This is a genomic window from Amycolatopsis tolypomycina (genome assembly GCF_900105945.1).
GTDB classification, from domain to species: Bacteria; Actinomycetota; Actinomycetes; order Mycobacteriales; family Pseudonocardiaceae; genus Amycolatopsis; species Amycolatopsis tolypomycina.
Window position 1 is genome coordinate 398,687 of sequence record NZ_FNSO01000002.1, and the last position, 16,278, is coordinate 414,964.

The following is a 16,278-nucleotide window of genomic DNA, read 5'->3' on the forward strand; positions in this document are numbered from 1 at the left end:
GCACGACCGTGGCCCTAGGTCGCGTCGGGGTCGATCGGCGGGCGCTCGCCCGGCTTGAGCGGCTCCGGCGCGGACTGGGTCTGGCCGGCCAGGTAGCCGTTCGAGCCGTTGGTGCCGTTCGCCGGGGTGCTGCTGCCGTTCGTGATGCCCTTCAGGCCGAGCGGGTCGGCGTCGCCGTCGAAGAGGTGCTGCGTCACGACCCGCTTGGGGTCGAAGTTGCGCAGTCCGCGGAGATCCTCCAGCGGCTTGCGCAGCTGGTCGAACTCCGGGCCCATCTCCTCGCGGAGCTGCTCCTTCGCGCCGGTCGCGAAGTCGCGGACCTTGCGCACGCTCTTCGCGAGCCAGGACGCCGCCTCGGGCAGCCGTTCCGGGCCGAGGATGAACAGACCGGCGATGATGAGGACGAGGATCTCCCCCCATCCGACACTCTCGAACACCCGTCTACCTCCACTCGGAACCTACCCGCCCAGGGTACCCGCCGCCCGCCGCGCTCCGGCAGGCCGAACGCGGGAACTCAGTCGGAAGCCAGGGTTACGTCCACGACGAAACTGGCGCCGTCGCGGGCCAGCTGCACCGGGACGACTTCGCCGACGTCGTGCGCGCGGACCGCGACCGTCAGTTCCGCGGAGTCGCGGACGAGGCGGGTGCCGATCTTCGTGATCACGTCGCCCTCCTTGATGCCCGCGTTCGCGGCCGGGCCGCCGGGCGCGACGTTCTTCACCTGGGCGCCCATCGTGGACGAGCCGGCGACCGTCGAGGACGCGTTGATGCCGATGTCGGCGTGGTGGACCTTGCCGTCCTTGATCAGCGCCTTCGCGATCTTGACCGCGTAGTCGCTGGGAATGGCGAAGCCGATGCCGATGCTGCCGCCGTCGGCGCCGGACGAGCGGATCGACGAGTTGATGCCGACCAGCGCGCCGGTGGAGTCGACGAGCGCACCGCCCGAGTTGCCGTGGTTGATCGCCGCGTCGGTCTGGATGGCCTCGTAGGTGACCGGCGGGGCGCCGTTGTCGCCGCCCGCGGTGATCGGCCGGTTCAGCGCGCTGACGATGCCGGCGGTCACCGAGTTCTGCAGCGCCAGCGGCGAGCCGATCGCCATCACGGTGTCGCCGACCTGCAGGTCGGCGGACTTGCCGATCTGCAGCACGGTCGGGTTGGTGACGTTGACCTTCACGACGGCGAGGTCGGTCTTCTGGTCGGCGCCGACGAGCTTGGCCTCGGTGCGGGTGCCGTCGATGAAGACGGCGGTGACCTTGACGTTCGGGTCCGCGGCGGCGGAGGCGATGACGTGCTCGTTGGTGAGGATGTAGCCCTGCGGGTCGATCATGACCCCGGAGCCCTGCTCACCGGATTCGGCGCCGGGCTTGTACACCTCGAGCGAGACGACGGCGGGCGCGACGCGCTTGGCGATGTCGGCGACCGAACCGGCGGGCCGTTCCTTGCCGACCTCGGCTTCGGAGATGGTGGCGGCGCCGGTGAGCTCGGAGCCGGTGTCACCGGCCCACCAGCCGACGAAGCCCCCGGCGGCGCCGATGAGCAGCGCGACGACACCGAGCAGCACGAGCGCCTTCGGCTGCACACGCCGTCCGAAGAGCACCTCGGGCAGGCTGAGGAGGGCACCGGGCGGCCGTTTGGCGGGCTTTTCTTCGTCTTCGGCGGGCAGGGCGGGCCCGGCGAGCACGGCGGCGGCCCCGGGATCCCGCCACGGATCACGGGTCCCCGTCCACAACGGCGGTTCGGCGGCCGGCGAGTCACCGGTGGCCTCCCGCGGCCGTTCGAGCAGCACACCTTCGGCCCCGGGCGGCCGCCGGAAGGCCTCGGCGAGCGATTCGGGCGCGGGCGGGGCGAGGTTGACACCGTTGGTTTTCTGCGGGCTGTAGAGCTTGTCGAACGCCCCGTCAACGCCCTGCGGCCTGCCGAAGACGGCGGCCTGCGCCGGATCGACGGCCGGCCGCGCGAGCGGCCGCGGGCCCAGCCTGTCGGCATCACGCGCGCCGGGCTGCTCGGGATTCACGTTCGGCTCGGTCATCATTCCCCGGTGCAGAAGATCAGGTGGCTGGGCGTGACGATACCCAAGCCCAGTGGTCCGAGTCTGCCGGTCCACGGGTGAAGTGGCTGTTTCTTGAGCCCTGATCCACAGGGTGGCGACGATGTGGACAAAACGGCCGTGTGGGGCTGTGAGCGGCGGGTTTTGTCGGTCTGGGTCGATACGCTGGACCCGGGGGGCGCCCCCAGGGGCCCGGCAAAGTTGTCCGAGCAGCCGCGCTGCTGGGCTCAGCCGGGCGTGGCAGCGGGTTCGAACGTCATGAAAGTGTCTTTCATGACGTCTGGCGCAGTGAACGAGTCGTTCACTGCATCGGCGACAGCTCCACCGGCCTTCGGCCACCCGGTGAAGGGTCACTCAGCGATCGACTTTGCCGGAACCCTGGGGGGCGCCCCCGGGGTGTCGGTGCAGGTTGCCCACCACCCCGAAGCTCGATTGTCACTACGGACGGTGGTACCGCGTCAAGGCGGGAAAGCGTGCCTTGACCCGGCACCACCGTCCGCGTGCAGGCTTCGGATCGGGGTGGCGGGGGAGGGCTGGGTGGGGTGCCGGTCCGCCAGGCCCCGCAGGCCTGCGATCAAAGCCAGATCAAGCCACGGCCCTACCCGGCCGTTGCGCCGTGCCACCGAAGGCCCACAGGCCAGATCAAGCCGCCGGCTTGCCTCGGACACGAAGGCCCGCCGTCCGGATCACGCCGCCGTGCCCGGCTGCGCCGGACACAACGAAGGCCCGCCCCCGCACACACCGAACGCCGCCCTCCGGATCACGCCACCGCCCCGCCCGGGCGTGCCCTAACACACCGAAGGCCGCCGCGAGAAAGCTCGCAGCGGCCTTCAAAAGTCAGCTCAGCGGATGCCCGCCGGTACCGCCACCGGGGTCGTGCTCGCCGGGGTCGAAATCGGGGCCGGTTGCTGGGGGACCGCCATCTGGGCCGGCAGGAGGTTCGCCGGCTGCGGGGCTCCGCCGCCCGTCTCCGGGGTTCCGTCGCCGTCCGCCGACGTTCCGACCAGGGCCAGTGCGCTCAGCACCAGGCCCGACACCACGACCCCCGCTCCCTGTGCCGCGCGGCGCTTGAAGCGGCCGCCGCCGAGGACGTTCGGGGACTGGCCCAACGGGGCCGATGATCCCAACGGCGCCACACCACCCAGCACGCCCGCGTCGCGCAGGCCCGCCACCCGGTCGGGGCGCTGGACCGCGACCAGCTGGCCGTCGGCGGTGATCGCCAGGTTGTCCGGGGTGCTCGGCAGCTCCGTGTGCTGCGGGATCGACTGCAGGCTCGCCAGGAACCCGGCCGACATCGACGGCGCGCCCGCGCGGCGGATCGCCTCGACCGTCTGGCGCTGTGCGCGCACTTCGGCCGCGCACGCCGTGCAGCGGGTGATGTGGGACGCGGCGCGGTCGCGCGCGCTGTGGGACAGCTCGCCGTCGACGAACGCCACCACGACGTCCGGCAGCAGGTGCGACTCGGGAAGTGCCCAGCCTCGCGGTGCGGTCATACCGTCACCTTCGCAGACTGCGGTGCGTAAGCGCGCCGACGCTCGAGCGACGCGCGCAGCGCCTGACGCCCGCGGTGGATCCGGCTGCGGACCGTGCCCAGCTTGACACCCAGCGTCGCACCGATCTCCTCGTACGACAGCCCTTCGACGTCGCACAGCACCACGGCGGCGCGGAACTCCGGGGGCAGCTCGTCGAGCGCCGCCTGCAGGTCGGGGTCCAGGTGGGTGTCCGAGTAGACCTGCTCGGGGCTCGGGTCGTCGCCCACGATGCGGTCGGTGTCCTCGGGCAGGCCTTCCATCCGCACGCGCGAGCGGCGGCGGGCCATGTCCAGGAAGAGGTTGGTGGTGATCCGGTGCAGCCAGCCTTCGAACGTGCCGGGCTTGTAGGACGCCAGCGAGCGGAAGACCCGGATGAAGGTCTCCTGCGTGAGGTCCTCGGCGTCGTGGGTGTTACCGGTCAGGCGGTAGGCGAGCCGGTAGACCCGGTCACCGTGTTCGCGCACGACCTCGTCCCAGGACGGCGGCGTCCAAGCGGCCTCGTCCAGGGTCACGGGCTGGGCCCCGGCGTCGGCAACGGCGTTCTGCATCGCGGGAGCAGGCACCTCCATCTGCGTATCTCCTGTCTGCTCCACCCAACGCGGGCTGTGGCCACGGTGTTCCCGTGTGTTCGGATTTCAGTCTCTCCGGGCTCCTTATGGTTCTAGTGAGACTGGACTGAGAGCAGGCTGAGAACTTCTTCCCGGGTGCTTACCAGGGAGCCTGCGCGGATTTATCGACAACCAACGCTAACCTCCGTGCGTGAACACGCCCACCCCTGCGGCCGCACCGGCCGATTCCGGGTTCGTCGACGGGTACCTGCCCGACGACGAGGTGCTGTCTTCGGCGCGGGCACGGGCCGAGGACCTGGGCTGCACCCCGCTCAGCGCGGGTGCGGGCGCGACGCTGCGGTTCCTGGCCGCGACGCTGTGCGCCAAGGCCGTCGTCGAGGTCGGCACGGGCGCGGGCGTGAGCGGGCTGAGCCTGCTGCGCGGCATGGCCCCCGACGGCGTCCTGACGTCGATCGACGTCGAGCCGGAGTACCAGCGGGCGGCGCGCACGACGTTCCGCGAGGCGGGTTTCGCGCCGGGCCGCACCCGGCTGATCATCGGGCGCGCGCTGGACGTGCTGCAGCGCCTGACGCCGGGCGGCTACGACCTGGTGTTCGTCGATTCGGCGCACATCGAGTACCCGGGCTGCTACGAGCTGGGCGTGTCGCTGCTGCGGCGCGGCGGGATCATCGCGTTCCACAACGTGCTGGCCGGCGGCCGGGTGATCGACCCGGCCCACCGCGATCCGGAGACCCTCGCCCTGCGCGAGGTGGCACGGGCGTTCCGCGAGGACGAACGCCTGGTCCCGGCGCTGCTCCCGGTGGGCGGCGGACTGCTGGTCGGCGCGGCTACCTGAGCGCGTTCACCAGCTCACGCCGCTCGGCCCGCACCCGGGTCCCGAAACCCACCGCGGCCACCGCGAGCAGCAGCCACACCGCCACCACCGCGACCAGCCACGTCCACCCGGCGTGCCCGTACACCCACGCCCCCGCGGCTCCCCCGACGCTGCTGCCCAGGTAGTACGCCGCCGTGTACGTCCCGCCCACCTGGCCGCGGGCGCTCTCCGGGGCGTCCGCCGCCGCCCAGCCGTTCGCCACCGCGTGGGCCGCGAAGAACGCGCACGTCAGCACCAGGAACCCCGTGATCACCAACGGCAGCGAGTCCGGCAACGTCAGCGCCGCACCCAAAGCCGTCAGCAGCAGCGCTCCCACCAACGCGCGACGGCGACCGACCCGCGCCACCAGACGTCCCGCCGCCGCCGAGGACACCGAGCCCGTCGCGTACGCCAGGAAGACCAGCGACGCGACCGCCGGCGACAGCTCCAACGGCGCACCGGTCAGCCGGAACCCGGCCGCGTTGTACAGCGCCACGAACGAGCCCATCGCCAGCAGCGCCACGCCGTACTGGGCCAGCAGCACCGGCCTGCTCAGCGCCGTCAGCAGCCCCCGGCCGACGCCGTGGGTGCGGCCGGGGCGGGTGCCCGGTGGCAGCGTCACCACCGTCACCGCGGAACACACCGCGCCCACCACGGCCACCACCAGCAGCGCACCGCGCCAGCCGAGCGGGCCCGCGGTGAACCCGCTGGCCAGCCTGCCGAGCATGCCGCCGACCGTGTTGCCCGCGATCATCGCGCCGACCGCCGCCGCGACGCCCGCGCGGCCCAGGCGTTCGGCCAGGTACGCCGCCGCCACCCCGGGGAAGCCCGCGATCGCGACGCCCTGCAGCGCGCGCACGACCAGCAACGCCGGGTACGTCGGCATCAGCGGCACCAGCACGCCGAAGACCACCGACGCGACGACCGACGTCAGGATCACCGGCCGCCGTCCGACCACTTCGGACAGTGCCGCGATCGGCAGGACCGCGATGGCGAGGGCGCCGGTCGCGACGCTGACCGCGAGCGCCGCGCCGCCGGGGTCGAGGTGGTACTGCGCGGCGAGCTGCGGCAGCACCGGCTGCGGCGCGTAGAGCAGGGCGAACGAGGAGATCCCGGCCGCGGCGACGGCGGTCTTGACCCGACGGGTGGAAGTCACCTCCTGAAAGTAAGCAGGCCTAATCAATACGTCTAATGCACGAAGATGGCAGAATCGATGCGGTGACGTATGACTCCCTGTCCGCGCAGGTCGCACCGCACCTGCCGCTGCTCGCCGCGCTCCGCGAGACGAGGAACGTCACACGCGCGGCCGAACTGCTGGGTGTGCCCCAGCCCACGGTGAGCCGGCGGCTCGCGGCACTGGCGGACGCGCTGGGCGCCCCGCTGACCGTCCCGGACGGCCGCGGCATCCGGCTGACGCGCGCGGCGGAACTCCTGTCCGAGGCGGCCGAACGCGGACTGGCGGCGCTCGACACCGGCGTCCGGCTGGCGCGCGAGGAGGTTTCGCCGGAGTCGGGGCACGTCGTGCTCGGGTTCCTGCACCTGCTCGGGCGGTCGCTGGTGCCGTCGCTGCTGCGCGGCCACCGCGCGCGGCACCCGGGCGTGCGGTTCACGCTGGTGCAGGGTTCGCGGCAGGACATGGTCGACCGGCTGACCGGCGGCGAGCTGGACCTGGCACTGGTCGCGCCGCTGCCGGACGTGCCGGCGCTGGCCTGCGCGGGCCTGGTGGACGAGGAGATCCTGCTGTCGGTCCCGGCTGGCCACCGGCTGGCGGGGCGCCGCGAAGTGCGCGTGGCGGAGCTGGCGGAGGAGGAGTTCGTGCTGCTGGAGCAGGGCTACGGCGTCCGCACGCTGACGGACGAGCTCTGCGCGGCGGCGGGCTTCACGCCGCGGATCGCGTTCGAGGGCCAGGAGTCGGACACCGTGCGCGGCCTGGTGGCGGCGGGACTGGGAGTGGCGCTGCTGCCACGGTTCGGGCCGGGCAGCCCGGCGGGGGTGGCGGAGGTGCCGCTGGCACCGCCGCCCTACCGGACGATCGGGCTGGTGTGGCGGGCGGAGGAGCCGATGACGCCGGCGGTGGCGGGCTTCCTCGACCACGTGCTCGCGGCGGCCAGGGGCTGACCCGCCAGGGTTCCGGCTATTCCTGTTCCTTGGACGCGCTTACCGCCGCCCGCGTCGGCTACCACGCAGTCAGTGGGTATGGCCAATACCTGCACTGGCTGCTGCGTCGCTGTTGGGCTGCCAGCCGATGCCGTAGGACCGCGCCGGCCGCAGGTCGCGGAAACCACTGCGCACTTCACCAGCGTTGTCGAGGAACAGTGGCTTACGCGCCAGCAGGGGGTCATCCGCGTCCTTGGAAAGGTCGCCGTCGATGCGCCAGACGCGAGACGGCGGTTTCCGCCGGTCAAACCGAACATTAAGGTCGAAACTCTCGCACGGGAATTCCGGTGTGCAGCAGTAGAACGGCGCACGCATGGCGTCCACTCGGATACGGAAGAAGAACTCGTGCTCGTCGCCGGCGTCCAGCGGCTGCGGCGGCCGGAGGCTGAAGGCCACCCGGGAAGAGCTGACCAGCCGCACGGAATGCACTTCGCCGCCGGCGACGACGTCGATACCGACATCCGAAAGGTCAAGCTGCCCGGTACTGGCCGGGCGGGCGAAGGAGACGGCGTGCTCGACCTCGACGAGCCCGGCGACGTGGCTGACCACCCGCCGGGTCTCGAACACCTCAGCGCCGCCGTCACTTAGGGTCAGCCGGACAGCCAAGGCCGACGTGTGCCAAGGTCCCAGCCCACTCGTCGCCGCAGCGCCGCCGAACGGCGACGGCGCCCCGTACGCGGCTTCGGCGATCAGGTAGATGACGTCGTCGGCGCGCCGCTGCATCGTGCGCACGTTGCGGTCGGCGCCCATGCTCAGCAGTTCGAGGCGCTGGGTGTAGCGCTCGTTCGCGCCGGTACCGAAACCAAGGACGATCCGCGCCGTTTCCCGGTGCGATTCGGGCAGCTTTTCGATCAACCGGCGAAGCGTTTCGACGACCTTGCCCCGCATCGTTCCCGGGCTGTCGTCGTTGTGGACATCGCACACTTCGCGCAGGCCCTCGCCTACGACGTCAGACAAGTTCTTTGTCTGGATACCCAGTCCCCTGCGGAGCAGTTTCAGCTCCACCGAGAGAGCGTTGACCTTCGCCTTACGAGCTTCCTGTGCCATCACGAACCTCGGTGCGCTCGACGCCGTGCATGAGACATCAGCCGAGCTTGCAGGGGATACAAGCTCGGAGCCAGCTCGGATGCCTCATGCACGGCTGTCGCCCTCAGGCCAGTCGATCGCGGAACCGCAGCCGGCCGGCAATCCGCGTGCTCTCGTGCGCGAGGACGACCGTTGCACTACTGGCCGCCAGCGCAGCTTCCACCGGGTATCCGCGGATGATCAAGAATCCAGCGAACGCCTGGATGGTGATCACGAGAATGATCTTTTCTCGAGCCCGCCGGACCGGCCAGGCCTGATCGAGCTCGGGCGTGCTGCATGGGGGTAACGCCGCCGCGGTGACATAAAGACGCCTTCCTACGTGGTCCAGGTGGGATTTGATGCAGTGGAGCAGTCCTCCGCACCCGAGTTGCACCTCGATCACGGAGGGCTTGATTGTTGCCTACAGACACCGGAAAGGCGAGGTTTACTACGCTGAGCAACCAACCGTTGGCACAACGAAGGGGCCGCCGGTGCAACGGCGACCCCTTCACCCGCGAACCCACCTGGACCAGCAGGGACGCTCGGGGCGTTCAAGGCTTGAACCTTGAGCGCAAGCAGTCTACGAAGGCTAGGGCCACGCAAGAGGGGGCCGTCATGCTCTTGTCCAGACTTTGTCAACTTGACATAGCGGTTGTCATCTGACCTACGCACCTGCACGAGCAGGCGTTTTGTCACGTCCCTGCGTCAGGACATCCCTATACTTGACAGTATAGGGATAGTGCCGAATCAAGGAGAGCCCTCCGAACTTCGGACTCGCACATCAGCCGTCCACCGGCCCAGCCGAACTGTGGACAACCTCGTCAGGCCAGCGAAGCCGCCAGCTCCACCAGTGTTCGCGCCGCGAAGCCCGTTGCGCCCGGGACCACCTCGTCGTAGTTCTTCTCCGACCTCGCCGGGCCCGCGATGTCCAGGTGCGCCCATGGCAGTCCCGACGTGAACTCGCGCAGGAACAGCGCCGCCGCGATGCCGCCGGGGCCGCCCGGCATCTGGCGGACGTCGCCGAACTCGCCGCGGACGCTCTCCGCGTAGTCCTCCACCAGTGGCATCCGCCACCACGCCTCGCCCACCCGCGAGCCCGCCGCGGCAACCAGTGCCGCCAGCGTGTCGTCCGAGGCGAACAGGCCGCCCGTGCGCAGGCCCAGCGAGACCTTCATCGCGCCGGTCAACGTCGCCGCGTCGACCACGTAGTCCGGGGTGAACCGCTTGATCCCGTAGACCAGCGCGTCCGCCAGGACCATGCGGCCCTCCGCGTCCGTGTTGTCCACCTCGGTCGTCTTGCCGCCGTAGTGCCGGACGATGTCGCCCGGGCGGTACGACGAACCCGAGACGTGGTTCTCCGCGCACGGCACCAGCGCCGTCACGCGGACGCCGAGCCCGAGTGCCGCGATGCCGCGGATCGCCGCGATCACCGCCGCGCCGCCCGCCATGTCCGTGCGCATCAGGTGCATCCCGTCGGCCGGCTTGATCGACAGGCCGCCCGTGTCGAACGTGATGCCCTTGCCGACCAGCAGCAGGTGCCGGGACGCCCCCGCCGGCTTGTACGTCATCTCCAGCAGCCGCGGCGGCCGCGCGGAACCGCCGCCGACCGCCAGGACGCCGCCGAAGCCCTCCGCCGCGAGCCACTTCTCGTCCCGCACCGTCACCTCGACGCGCGGGCCCGCCACGCGGGCCGCCGTGTCGGCCAGCCAGGCGGGGGTCTTCACGTTGGACGGCGTGTTCGCGAGATCACGCGTCAGCGCCGTCGCCGCGGCCAGCACCGCGGCGCGATCGACGAGCGAAGCCAGCGCGGGGTCGTCGCCCACGAGCCGGATCGTCCGCACCGACGGCTTGGGGTCCTCGCCGGTCACCTTGTACCGGTAGCCGCCGAGCAGGAGGCCCAGCGCCAGCTCGGTGACGTGCTCGCCGGACGCCTCCTCGGGCAGCTCCAGCTGCACCGCGCGGAACGCCTTGCCCCCGTGGTCGACGTCGTCCGCGAGCGCCGCGTTGATCCCGCGGACCAGCGCCGCGCCGGTCTTGCGGTACTCCTTCGGCTCGCCGCCGCCGATGCCTGCGATCCACCGCGGCCCGGTGCCGGGCACCGTCTGCACGTCGCCCGCCTTGCCGGTGATCCGGACGCCCTCGATCTCCAGGGGCTCGACGTCATCGTTGTCGGGCGCGGCCACCAGCCGGGCCGTCGGGACGCCGCGGCGGAGTTCGCCCGCGACCTCGATGTCGAGCAGAGTAGCCGGAACGGGCGGTAGCGGATTACGCACAGTGAGCAACCTTCGGGCGCAGAGGAACCGCGACCCCGGCCTCCACAGGGAGACCGGGGTGCGACGGAAGGACGGTTCGAGGGGGCCGGGTCAGCCGGTGACCTCCGCCAAAGCGGCGCCGAGGTCCTTCGCTTCTTCCGCGGAGAGCTCGACGACGAGTCGCCCACCACCCTCGAGCGGTACGCGCATCACGAGGCCCCGCCCCTCCTTAGTCACTTCGAGGGGACCATCTCCGGTCCGGGGCTTCATGGCCGCCATAGCGTGCTCCCTCCGTCTCAACCGGCGCGCCCGGGTCGCGCTCGCGTGAAAGCCAGCCGGGTCTGCTGTCCATTGTCCCTCATCAGCGGCCGGGCGCATCAGCGGACCGATCTTTTGCCGCCGTATCGGTGCTGGTATGCGGCCCGCGCGAGGTGAAAGACTCTCGGCCGACCGAAGTTTTCCGCGCAAGGAGAAGACGTGACCACATCCGACGTCCTGTTGACCGCCGACGCCGACGGGGTGCGCACCCTCACCCTGAACCGGCCGCAGGCGTACAACTCGCTGACCGTCGAGCTGAAGGAAGCACTGCTCGCGGCGCTGCGCGAGGCGGCGGACGACGAAGCCGTCCGCGCGGTCGTGCTGACCGGTTCGGGCAAGGCGTTCTGCGCCGGCCAGGACCTGAAGGAGCACGTGGGGCTGCTGCAAGCGGGTGACCCCGCTCCGCTACACACGGTGAAGGAGCACTACAACCCGATCGTCAAGACGATCGTGGGCATGCCGAAGCCGGTGATCGCGGCCGTCAACGGCACCGCCGCCGGCGCCGGGGCCGCCTTCGTGTACGCCAGTGACCTGCGGATCGCCGCCGAGTCGTCGTCGTTCCTGATGGCGTTCGCCAACGTCGGGCTCGGCCCCGACTCGGGGGCGTCCTGGACGCTGCAGCGGCTGGTCGGCTACGGCCGCGCCGCCGAGCTGATGCTGCTGGCCCGCACCGTCGACGCGGCCGAGGCGCTGCGCCTCGGCCTGGTCGGCGAGGTCGTGCCGGACGCCGAACTCGCCGCCCGCGCCCAGCAGGTGGCGGCGAAGCTCGCGGCCGGCCCGACCGTCGCCTACGCGAAGATCAAGAGCGTGCTGAACCTGGCCGCGCAGTCGACGTTCGACGAGGCGCTCGACGCCGAGGACGCCGCCCAGACGGCGCTCGGCGCGACGGCCGACCACACCGAGGCCGTCGAGGCCTTCGTCAGCAAGCGCAAGCCGGACTTCCAGGGCAAGTGACGCCGCGGCTGCTTCCGGGCTCAGGCAGCCCGGAAGCAGCCCGCGACGTGGTCGTCGACCATGCCGGTGGCCTGCATCAGCGCGTAGCACGTTGTCGGGCCGAGGAAGGCGAAGCCGCGCTTCTTGAGCTCCTTCGCCATCGCCTTGGACTCGTCCGTGATGGCCGGGACGTCCGCCATGGTGCGCGGGCGCCGGTGCGAAGCGGGCGCGAACGACCACAGCAGCTCGTCCAGCGGGGTGTCCAGGGCGGCGATCGCCTGCGCGTTCTTGATCGCGGCCAGGATCTTCGCCCGGTTCCGCACGATCGACGCGTCCTGCATCAGCCGCTCGACGTCGGCTTCGCCGAACTTCGCCACCTTCGCCGGCTTGAACTGCTTGAACGCCTTCCGGAAGCCCTCCCGCTTGCGCAGGATCGTGATCCACGACAGCCCGGACTGGAACGACTCGAGGCACAGCCGCTCGTACAGCTCGTCCTGCCCGTGGAGCGGCCGCCCCCACTCCTCGTCGTGGTACACCGCGTAGTCCGGGGTCGAATTACCCCAGCTGCAGCGGGCGACGCCGTCGGCGCCGATCAGCTCACTCATCCCCACCCACCGAATAGTTCTCCGCGAACCGCGCGAACCGCCGCAGCGACTGGCGCACCCCCAGCGCGAACACCGGCCGCACCAGCGGCCAGCCGAGCCTGCCCAGCGGGCCGAACGGCAGCCGCAGGTGCTCGGCCCAGACGAACGTCGAGCGCGCCGGGCCCTTCGGCACCACCTGGAACACGCCGGTGCCCTGGACGAAGCTGCCGAGGTGCCGGACGCCGCACCGGACCGGCGGCTCCCAGCTGGTGATCTCCATGGTGTCGGTGAAGCCGACGCCGGCCACGCCGGTGAACGCCGACAGCCGCGAACCGACGCTGCGGCCGTTGCCCTCGACCACCTCGACCTCGGTGCCGAGCATCCACTCGCCCTGGCGCGCCCAGTCCGTCAGCGCGAGCCAGGTCGTCCCCGCCGGGGCGCGGACGTCGACCGAGAGGATCAGGTCCGTCACGGGGAGGCCTCGGGCGAGCTCTCCCGCTCTCGTTCGCGCTCCTCCAGTTCGGCGACGCGGGCCCGCAGGTCGTCGAGCTCGACGCCCAGCCGGCGCATCACCCAGTCCACTTCGGACATCTTGTAGCCACGCAGCACCATCTGGAAGCGGACCTCGGCCAGGTCCTCGCCGGTGATGTCCTCGGCGGGCAGCCGCGTGGGCGAGCTGCCCGGCGGCAGCGGGGCGAGCTCCTCACCCCGGCCGAACACCACCGCGGCGAGCAGGAACACCACGGCCGCCACCAGCAGCATGACTACGAGGTAGATCAGCGCGGTCGTCACGCGACGATCGTGGCATACCCACCCCATGACCGTCTCGCGAGCACGACGAGCCGGACCGAAAGCGCCACCCAGGCGAACATCAACAGGGCACACGGGACGCTGAGGAACAGTCTCGAGACGTCGACGACACCGGTCGCCGCGATGAGCAGCCCGATGGAGCCGATGTTGACGCCGACCGCGAGCGCGATCAGGACCCCGCAGAACCGGGCGAGCCCGGTGCCGTCGATGCGGCGGCTCAGCCAGCGGATGCCGAGCAGCGCGACCAGGCCGATCACCGGCACGAGGAACACCGCGCCGTGGGAGACGCGGGTGATCACCATGTACCACTCGGGCGACGGCGTCGACAGCTTCGTCCACTCGCCGAAGGTGAGGATCCGCGCGTAGTCCCACGCGATCTGCATGGCCGGGACACCCAGCACCAGTTTCCACAGCGTGCGGACGCCGCTGAGCATGCCCAGCTCGGCCTGGTAGTCACGGGCGACGACCGCGGCCGGCCCGAAGTCGGCGACGGCCCGGCGTTCGGCTTCCGCGTCGTCCCAGCCGCCGGCGCGGTAGGCGTCGGCGGCGTCGTGCAGCCCGCCGCGGGCCTCCTCCAGCAGGTCGGCTTTGAAGCGGCCGCAGCCGTGCAGCCTGCGGTCCAGCTCCCCCAGGTATTCGTCGATCATGTCCCCAGCACTCCCCCGATGACCGTGGTGAACTCCCGCCACTCGGCGCGCTCCGCCGCCAGGGCCTGCTCGCCGGAGCGGGTGAGGCGGTAGGTGCGGCGCTTGCGGCCGGACACGACGTCCCATTCGCTGGCCAGCCAGCCGGCCCGCTCCAGCCGGCGCAGGGCCGGGTACACGGTGCCGGTGGGCAGGTCGAGCGCGCCGTCGCTGCGCAGCTGGAGCGCCTCGATGATCGCGTAGCCGTGGAGTTTCCGGCCGTCGAGCACGGCCAGCAGCAACGCGTCGAGGTGTCCGCGCAGGGTGTCCGCCTTCATGGGTACGCAGTCTACACGTCGGCTCGCTACATGTAGGCAGACTATGTGTAGCCTGTCTACATGAACGCTCTTCCGATCGCGAGACTCCAGTTCGCGACGACGACTTCGTTCCACTTCCTGTTCGTGCTGCTCACACTGGGGCTGGTCACGCTGGTGGCCGTGATGCAGACGCGCTGGACGCTCGGCGGCAAGCCCGAGCTCCTGCGGATGACCCGCTTCTGGGGCCGCCTGTACGTGATCAACTACGCGCTCGGGATCGCCACCGGCATCGTGATGGAGTTCCAGTTCGGGCTGACCTGGACCGGCCTGTCCGCCTTCGCCGGCGACGTCTTCGGCGCACCGCTGGCCATCGAGACGCTGGTCGCGTTCTTCCTCGAGTCGACGTTCCTCGGCCTGTGGATCTTCGGCTTCGGGCGGATGAGCAAGTGGCTGCACCTGACGCTGCTCTGGCTGGTCACGCTGACCGCCTACGCGTCGGCGCTGTTCATCATGCTGGCCAACTCGTTCCTGCAGAACCCGGTCGGCAGCCGCGTCGAGAACGGCACGCTGCGCCTCGACGACTTCGGCGCGCTGTTCTCGAACCCCGCGCTGGTCGCGTCCCTGCCGCACGTCGTGGGCGCGGCGATCGTGACCGGCGGCTTCTTCGTCGTCGGCGTCAGCGCCTGGCACTTCCTCAAGCGCACCACCGAGATCGAGTTCTTCCGCCGGTCGATGCGCCTCGGCGTGGTGGCGGCGCTGGCCGGCTCGATCTTCGTGATCAACCAGGGCTTCGCGCAGTTCGGCGAGCTGGCGAAGTACCAGCCGGACAAGCTGGACAAGGCCGGCGTCGGCGTCGGCCTGCCGCTCGGCCTGATGATCCTGCTCGGGTTCGCCATGTTCCTGTGCGCACTGCTGGGCGCGTTGCTGCTGGTCCGTAACTGGATCACCAAGGCGCGGTTCCTGCACTACCTGATGGTCGCGGCGATCCCGCTGCCGTTCGTCGCGGCGATCATGGGCTGGCTGGTGCGCGAAATCGGCCGCCAGCCGTGGCTGGTCTGGGGGAAGCTGCGCACCGCCGACGCGATCGCCGACGTCCCGGCCGGCCAGATCCTGTTCTCCTTCATCGCCTTCACACTGCTGTTCGCCGCGCTCGCGGTGGCCGACTGGGTGCTCATGGCGCGCGTCGCCAAGCGCGGCCCGGACCCCGTCGAGCAGCCCGCCGAACTGCCCGTCCTGAGCGGAGTCTGACCGATGGTGACCTTCTGGTGGTGCGTGCTGGGCCTGCTGACCTGCGGGTACTTCGCGCTGGCGGGCTACGACTACGGCGTCGGCATGCTGTTGCCCGCGTTCGAGGCCGACGAGCGGAAGCGGCGGCAGACGCTCGGCGCGCTCGGGCCGTTCTTCCTGGCCAACGAGGTGTGGCTGGTGGCCGCCGTCGGCCTGCTCTTCGGGGCGTTCCCGCACCTGGAGGGCAAGGTGTTCGCCGGGGCGTACGTCCTGGTCGTGGTCCTCCTGCTCGGCCTGGTGACGTTCACGGCGTCGATGCAGCTGCGCAGCCGCCGCCCGGACGCCCGGCGCGGCGCGTGGACGGCGGGCATCGTCGGCGGCGCGCTCGTGACGGCGCTGGCGTGGGGCCTGTTCCTCGGCAACCTCGTCGTCGGGTTGCCGCCCGTCGGCGACGTGCCCGGCCTGTTCACCCCGTATGCGGTGCTGTGGGGCCTCGGGTTCGTTGCGCTGTTCTGCCTGCAGGGCGCGGCCTTCCTGGCCGTGCGGGCGCCGGTCGAGCTGACGGGCCGCGCGGTGCGGCTGGCCCGGGCGTTCTCGGCGCCGGTGCTGGCTTTCCTGGTGATCGCCGCGGTGTGGGGGTACTTCGCGCTCGACGGCGTTTCCGCGCTCGGCGTGGGAGCGGTCGTCCTGGCCTTCGCGGCTTTCGCCGGCGTCTACCTGGGGCTGGCGACGCGGCGGTACCGGCTCGCGCTCGTCGGGTCGATGACGCTTTCGGCCTGTCCGGCGCTGCTCGCCGGGACGCTGCGGTTCCCCACCGTGCTGGCTTCCCCGGCGTTGACGCTCGACGACGCGGCGACGGCACCGGAGACGTTCGCGGTGCTGGCCTGGTTCGCGCCGCCCGCGGTGGTGGTGTTGCTGGTGGTGCAGTGGCTGACCTGGCGCGCGCACCGCCGTCCCGTCGACCAGCGCTCGCTGCTGCACTTCTAGGGGG

The 16,278-nt window shown here is 71.1% G+C and carries 19 protein-coding genes; 5 read left to right on the plus strand and 14 right to left on the minus strand.

What is annotated here, in order from left to right; genetic code table 11:
* Positions 1–14: 14 nt before the first annotated feature.
* The 4 genes from tatB to sigE all read right to left on the minus strand — a co-directional run bounded on the left by tatB (position 15) and on the right by sigE (position 4,148).
* Positions 15–437 (minus strand): Sec-independent protein translocase protein TatB, encoded by a 423-nt coding sequence (gene tatB, locus BLW76_RS03385; RefSeq protein WP_091304382.1) that lies wholly within the window; start codon positions 435–437, stop codon positions 15–17.
* Between the two features lie 77 nt (positions 438–514).
* Positions 515–2,032, minus strand: coding sequence for a S1C family serine protease (locus BLW76_RS03390; RefSeq protein WP_167384450.1), 1,518 nt, complete (start codon positions 2,030–2,032; stop codon positions 515–517).
* An 857-nt stretch (positions 2,033–2,889) separates the two neighbouring features.
* Positions 2,890–3,540, minus strand: a complete 651-nt coding sequence (locus BLW76_RS03395; RefSeq protein ID WP_091304384.1) for an anti-sigma factor family protein — start codon at positions 3,538–3,540, stop codon at positions 2,890–2,892.
* Positions 3,537–4,148, minus strand: coding sequence for an RNA polymerase sigma factor SigE (gene sigE, locus BLW76_RS03400; RefSeq protein ID WP_091304385.1), 612 nt, complete (start codon positions 4,146–4,148; stop codon positions 3,537–3,539). Before sigE ends, BLW76_RS03395 begins: the two co-directional genes overlap by 4 nt.
* Positions 4,149–4,338: 190 nt before the next feature.
* Here sigE and BLW76_RS03405 point away from each other — a divergent pair, with 190 nt between their 5' ends.
* Positions 4,339–4,983: an O-methyltransferase gene (locus BLW76_RS03405; RefSeq protein ID WP_091304386.1), complete on the plus strand. Its 645-nt coding sequence runs from the start codon at positions 4,339–4,341 to the stop codon at positions 4,981–4,983.
* On the opposite strand, the gene BLW76_RS03410 is transcribed toward BLW76_RS03405, so the two are convergent.
* A complete protein-coding gene (locus tag BLW76_RS03410) occupies positions 4,976–6,157 on the minus strand; it encodes an MFS transporter (RefSeq protein ID WP_091304387.1) in 1,182 nt (393 codons plus the stop codon). The two genes, BLW76_RS03405 and BLW76_RS03410, sit on opposite strands and share 8 nt — an antisense overlap.
* 62 nt (positions 6,158–6,219) lie before the next feature.
* On the opposite strand from BLW76_RS03410, the gene BLW76_RS03415 reads away from it, so the two are divergent.
* Positions 6,220–7,119 carry a LysR family transcriptional regulator gene (locus tag BLW76_RS03415; RefSeq protein ID WP_091304388.1) on the plus strand — a complete coding sequence of 300 codons (900 nt, stop codon included), beginning with the start codon at positions 6,220–6,222 and terminating at the stop codon, positions 7,117–7,119.
* 69 nt (positions 7,120–7,188) lie between these two features.
* Here the strand turns inward: BLW76_RS03415 and BLW76_RS03420 are convergent, their stop codons facing one another.
* From BLW76_RS03420 to BLW76_RS03430, 4 genes are all read right to left on the minus strand, one after another.
* A complete protein-coding gene (locus tag BLW76_RS03420) occupies positions 7,189–8,205 on the minus strand; it encodes a hypothetical protein (protein ID WP_143060535.1) in 1,017 nt (338 codons plus the stop codon).
* A 103-nt stretch (positions 8,206–8,308) separates the two neighbouring features.
* Positions 8,309–8,626, minus strand: coding sequence for a hypothetical protein (locus BLW76_RS47575; RefSeq protein ID WP_143060536.1), 318 nt, complete (start codon positions 8,624–8,626; stop codon positions 8,309–8,311).
* 418 nt (positions 8,627–9,044) lie between these two features.
* On the minus strand, positions 9,045–10,496 hold the full coding sequence (locus BLW76_RS03425) for a leucyl aminopeptidase family protein (RefSeq protein WP_091304390.1): 1,452 nt from the start codon (positions 10,494–10,496) through the stop codon (positions 9,045–9,047).
* Between the two features lie 90 nt (positions 10,497–10,586).
* A complete protein-coding gene (locus tag BLW76_RS03430; RefSeq protein WP_013222969.1) occupies positions 10,587–10,754 on the minus strand; it encodes a DUF3117 domain-containing protein in 168 nt (55 codons plus the stop codon).
* Positions 10,755–10,952: 198 nt separating this feature from the next.
* Here BLW76_RS03430 and BLW76_RS03435 point away from each other — a divergent pair, with 198 nt between their 5' ends.
* The gene (locus tag BLW76_RS03435; protein ID WP_091304391.1) at positions 10,953–11,747 is read left to right on the plus strand and encodes an enoyl-CoA hydratase-related protein; all 795 of its coding nucleotides are present in this window, start codon (positions 10,953–10,955) and stop codon (positions 11,745–11,747) included.
* Positions 11,748–11,767: 20 nt separating this feature from the next.
* Here BLW76_RS03435 and BLW76_RS03440 read toward each other — a convergent pair whose 3' ends face one another.
* Genes BLW76_RS03440 through BLW76_RS03460 form a run of 5 tightly spaced genes read right to left on the minus strand, consistent with a single transcriptional unit; the run spans position 11,768 to position 14,081 of the window.
* Entirely contained in the window at positions 11,768–12,331 is a 564-nt protein-coding gene (locus tag BLW76_RS03440) for a DNA-3-methyladenine glycosylase I (RefSeq protein WP_091304392.1), read from the minus strand.
* Positions 12,324–12,782, minus strand: a complete 459-nt coding sequence (locus BLW76_RS03445) for an SRPBCC family protein (protein WP_091304393.1) — start codon at positions 12,780–12,782, stop codon at positions 12,324–12,326. The genes BLW76_RS03440 and BLW76_RS03445 overlap by 8 nt, the downstream gene beginning before the upstream one ends.
* On the minus strand, positions 12,779–13,102 hold the full coding sequence (locus BLW76_RS03450) for a DivIVA domain-containing protein (RefSeq protein ID WP_091304394.1): 324 nt from the start codon (positions 13,100–13,102) through the stop codon (positions 12,779–12,781). The genes BLW76_RS03445 and BLW76_RS03450 overlap by 4 nt, the downstream gene beginning before the upstream one ends.
* Positions 13,099–13,767, minus strand: a complete 669-nt coding sequence (locus tag BLW76_RS03455; RefSeq protein WP_091304395.1) for a permease prefix domain 1-containing protein — start codon at positions 13,765–13,767, stop codon at positions 13,099–13,101. Before BLW76_RS03455 ends, BLW76_RS03450 begins: the two co-directional genes overlap by 4 nt.
* Positions 13,764–14,081: a helix-turn-helix transcriptional regulator gene (locus BLW76_RS03460; protein ID WP_091304396.1), complete on the minus strand. Its 318-nt coding sequence runs from the start codon at positions 14,079–14,081 to the stop codon at positions 13,764–13,766. Before BLW76_RS03460 ends, BLW76_RS03455 begins: the two co-directional genes overlap by 4 nt.
* Positions 14,082–14,141: 60 nt before the next feature.
* On the opposite strand from BLW76_RS03460, the gene BLW76_RS03465 reads away from it, so the two are divergent.
* A complete protein-coding gene (locus tag BLW76_RS03465) occupies positions 14,142–15,308 on the plus strand; it encodes a cytochrome ubiquinol oxidase subunit I (protein ID WP_091304397.1) in 1,167 nt (388 codons plus the stop codon).
* A gap of 3 nt (positions 15,309–15,311) precedes the next feature.
* Positions 15,312–16,274: a cytochrome d ubiquinol oxidase subunit II gene (locus BLW76_RS03470; RefSeq protein WP_091304398.1), complete on the plus strand. Its 963-nt coding sequence runs from the start codon at positions 15,312–15,314 to the stop codon at positions 16,272–16,274.
* Positions 16,275–16,278 lie beyond the last annotated feature (4 nt).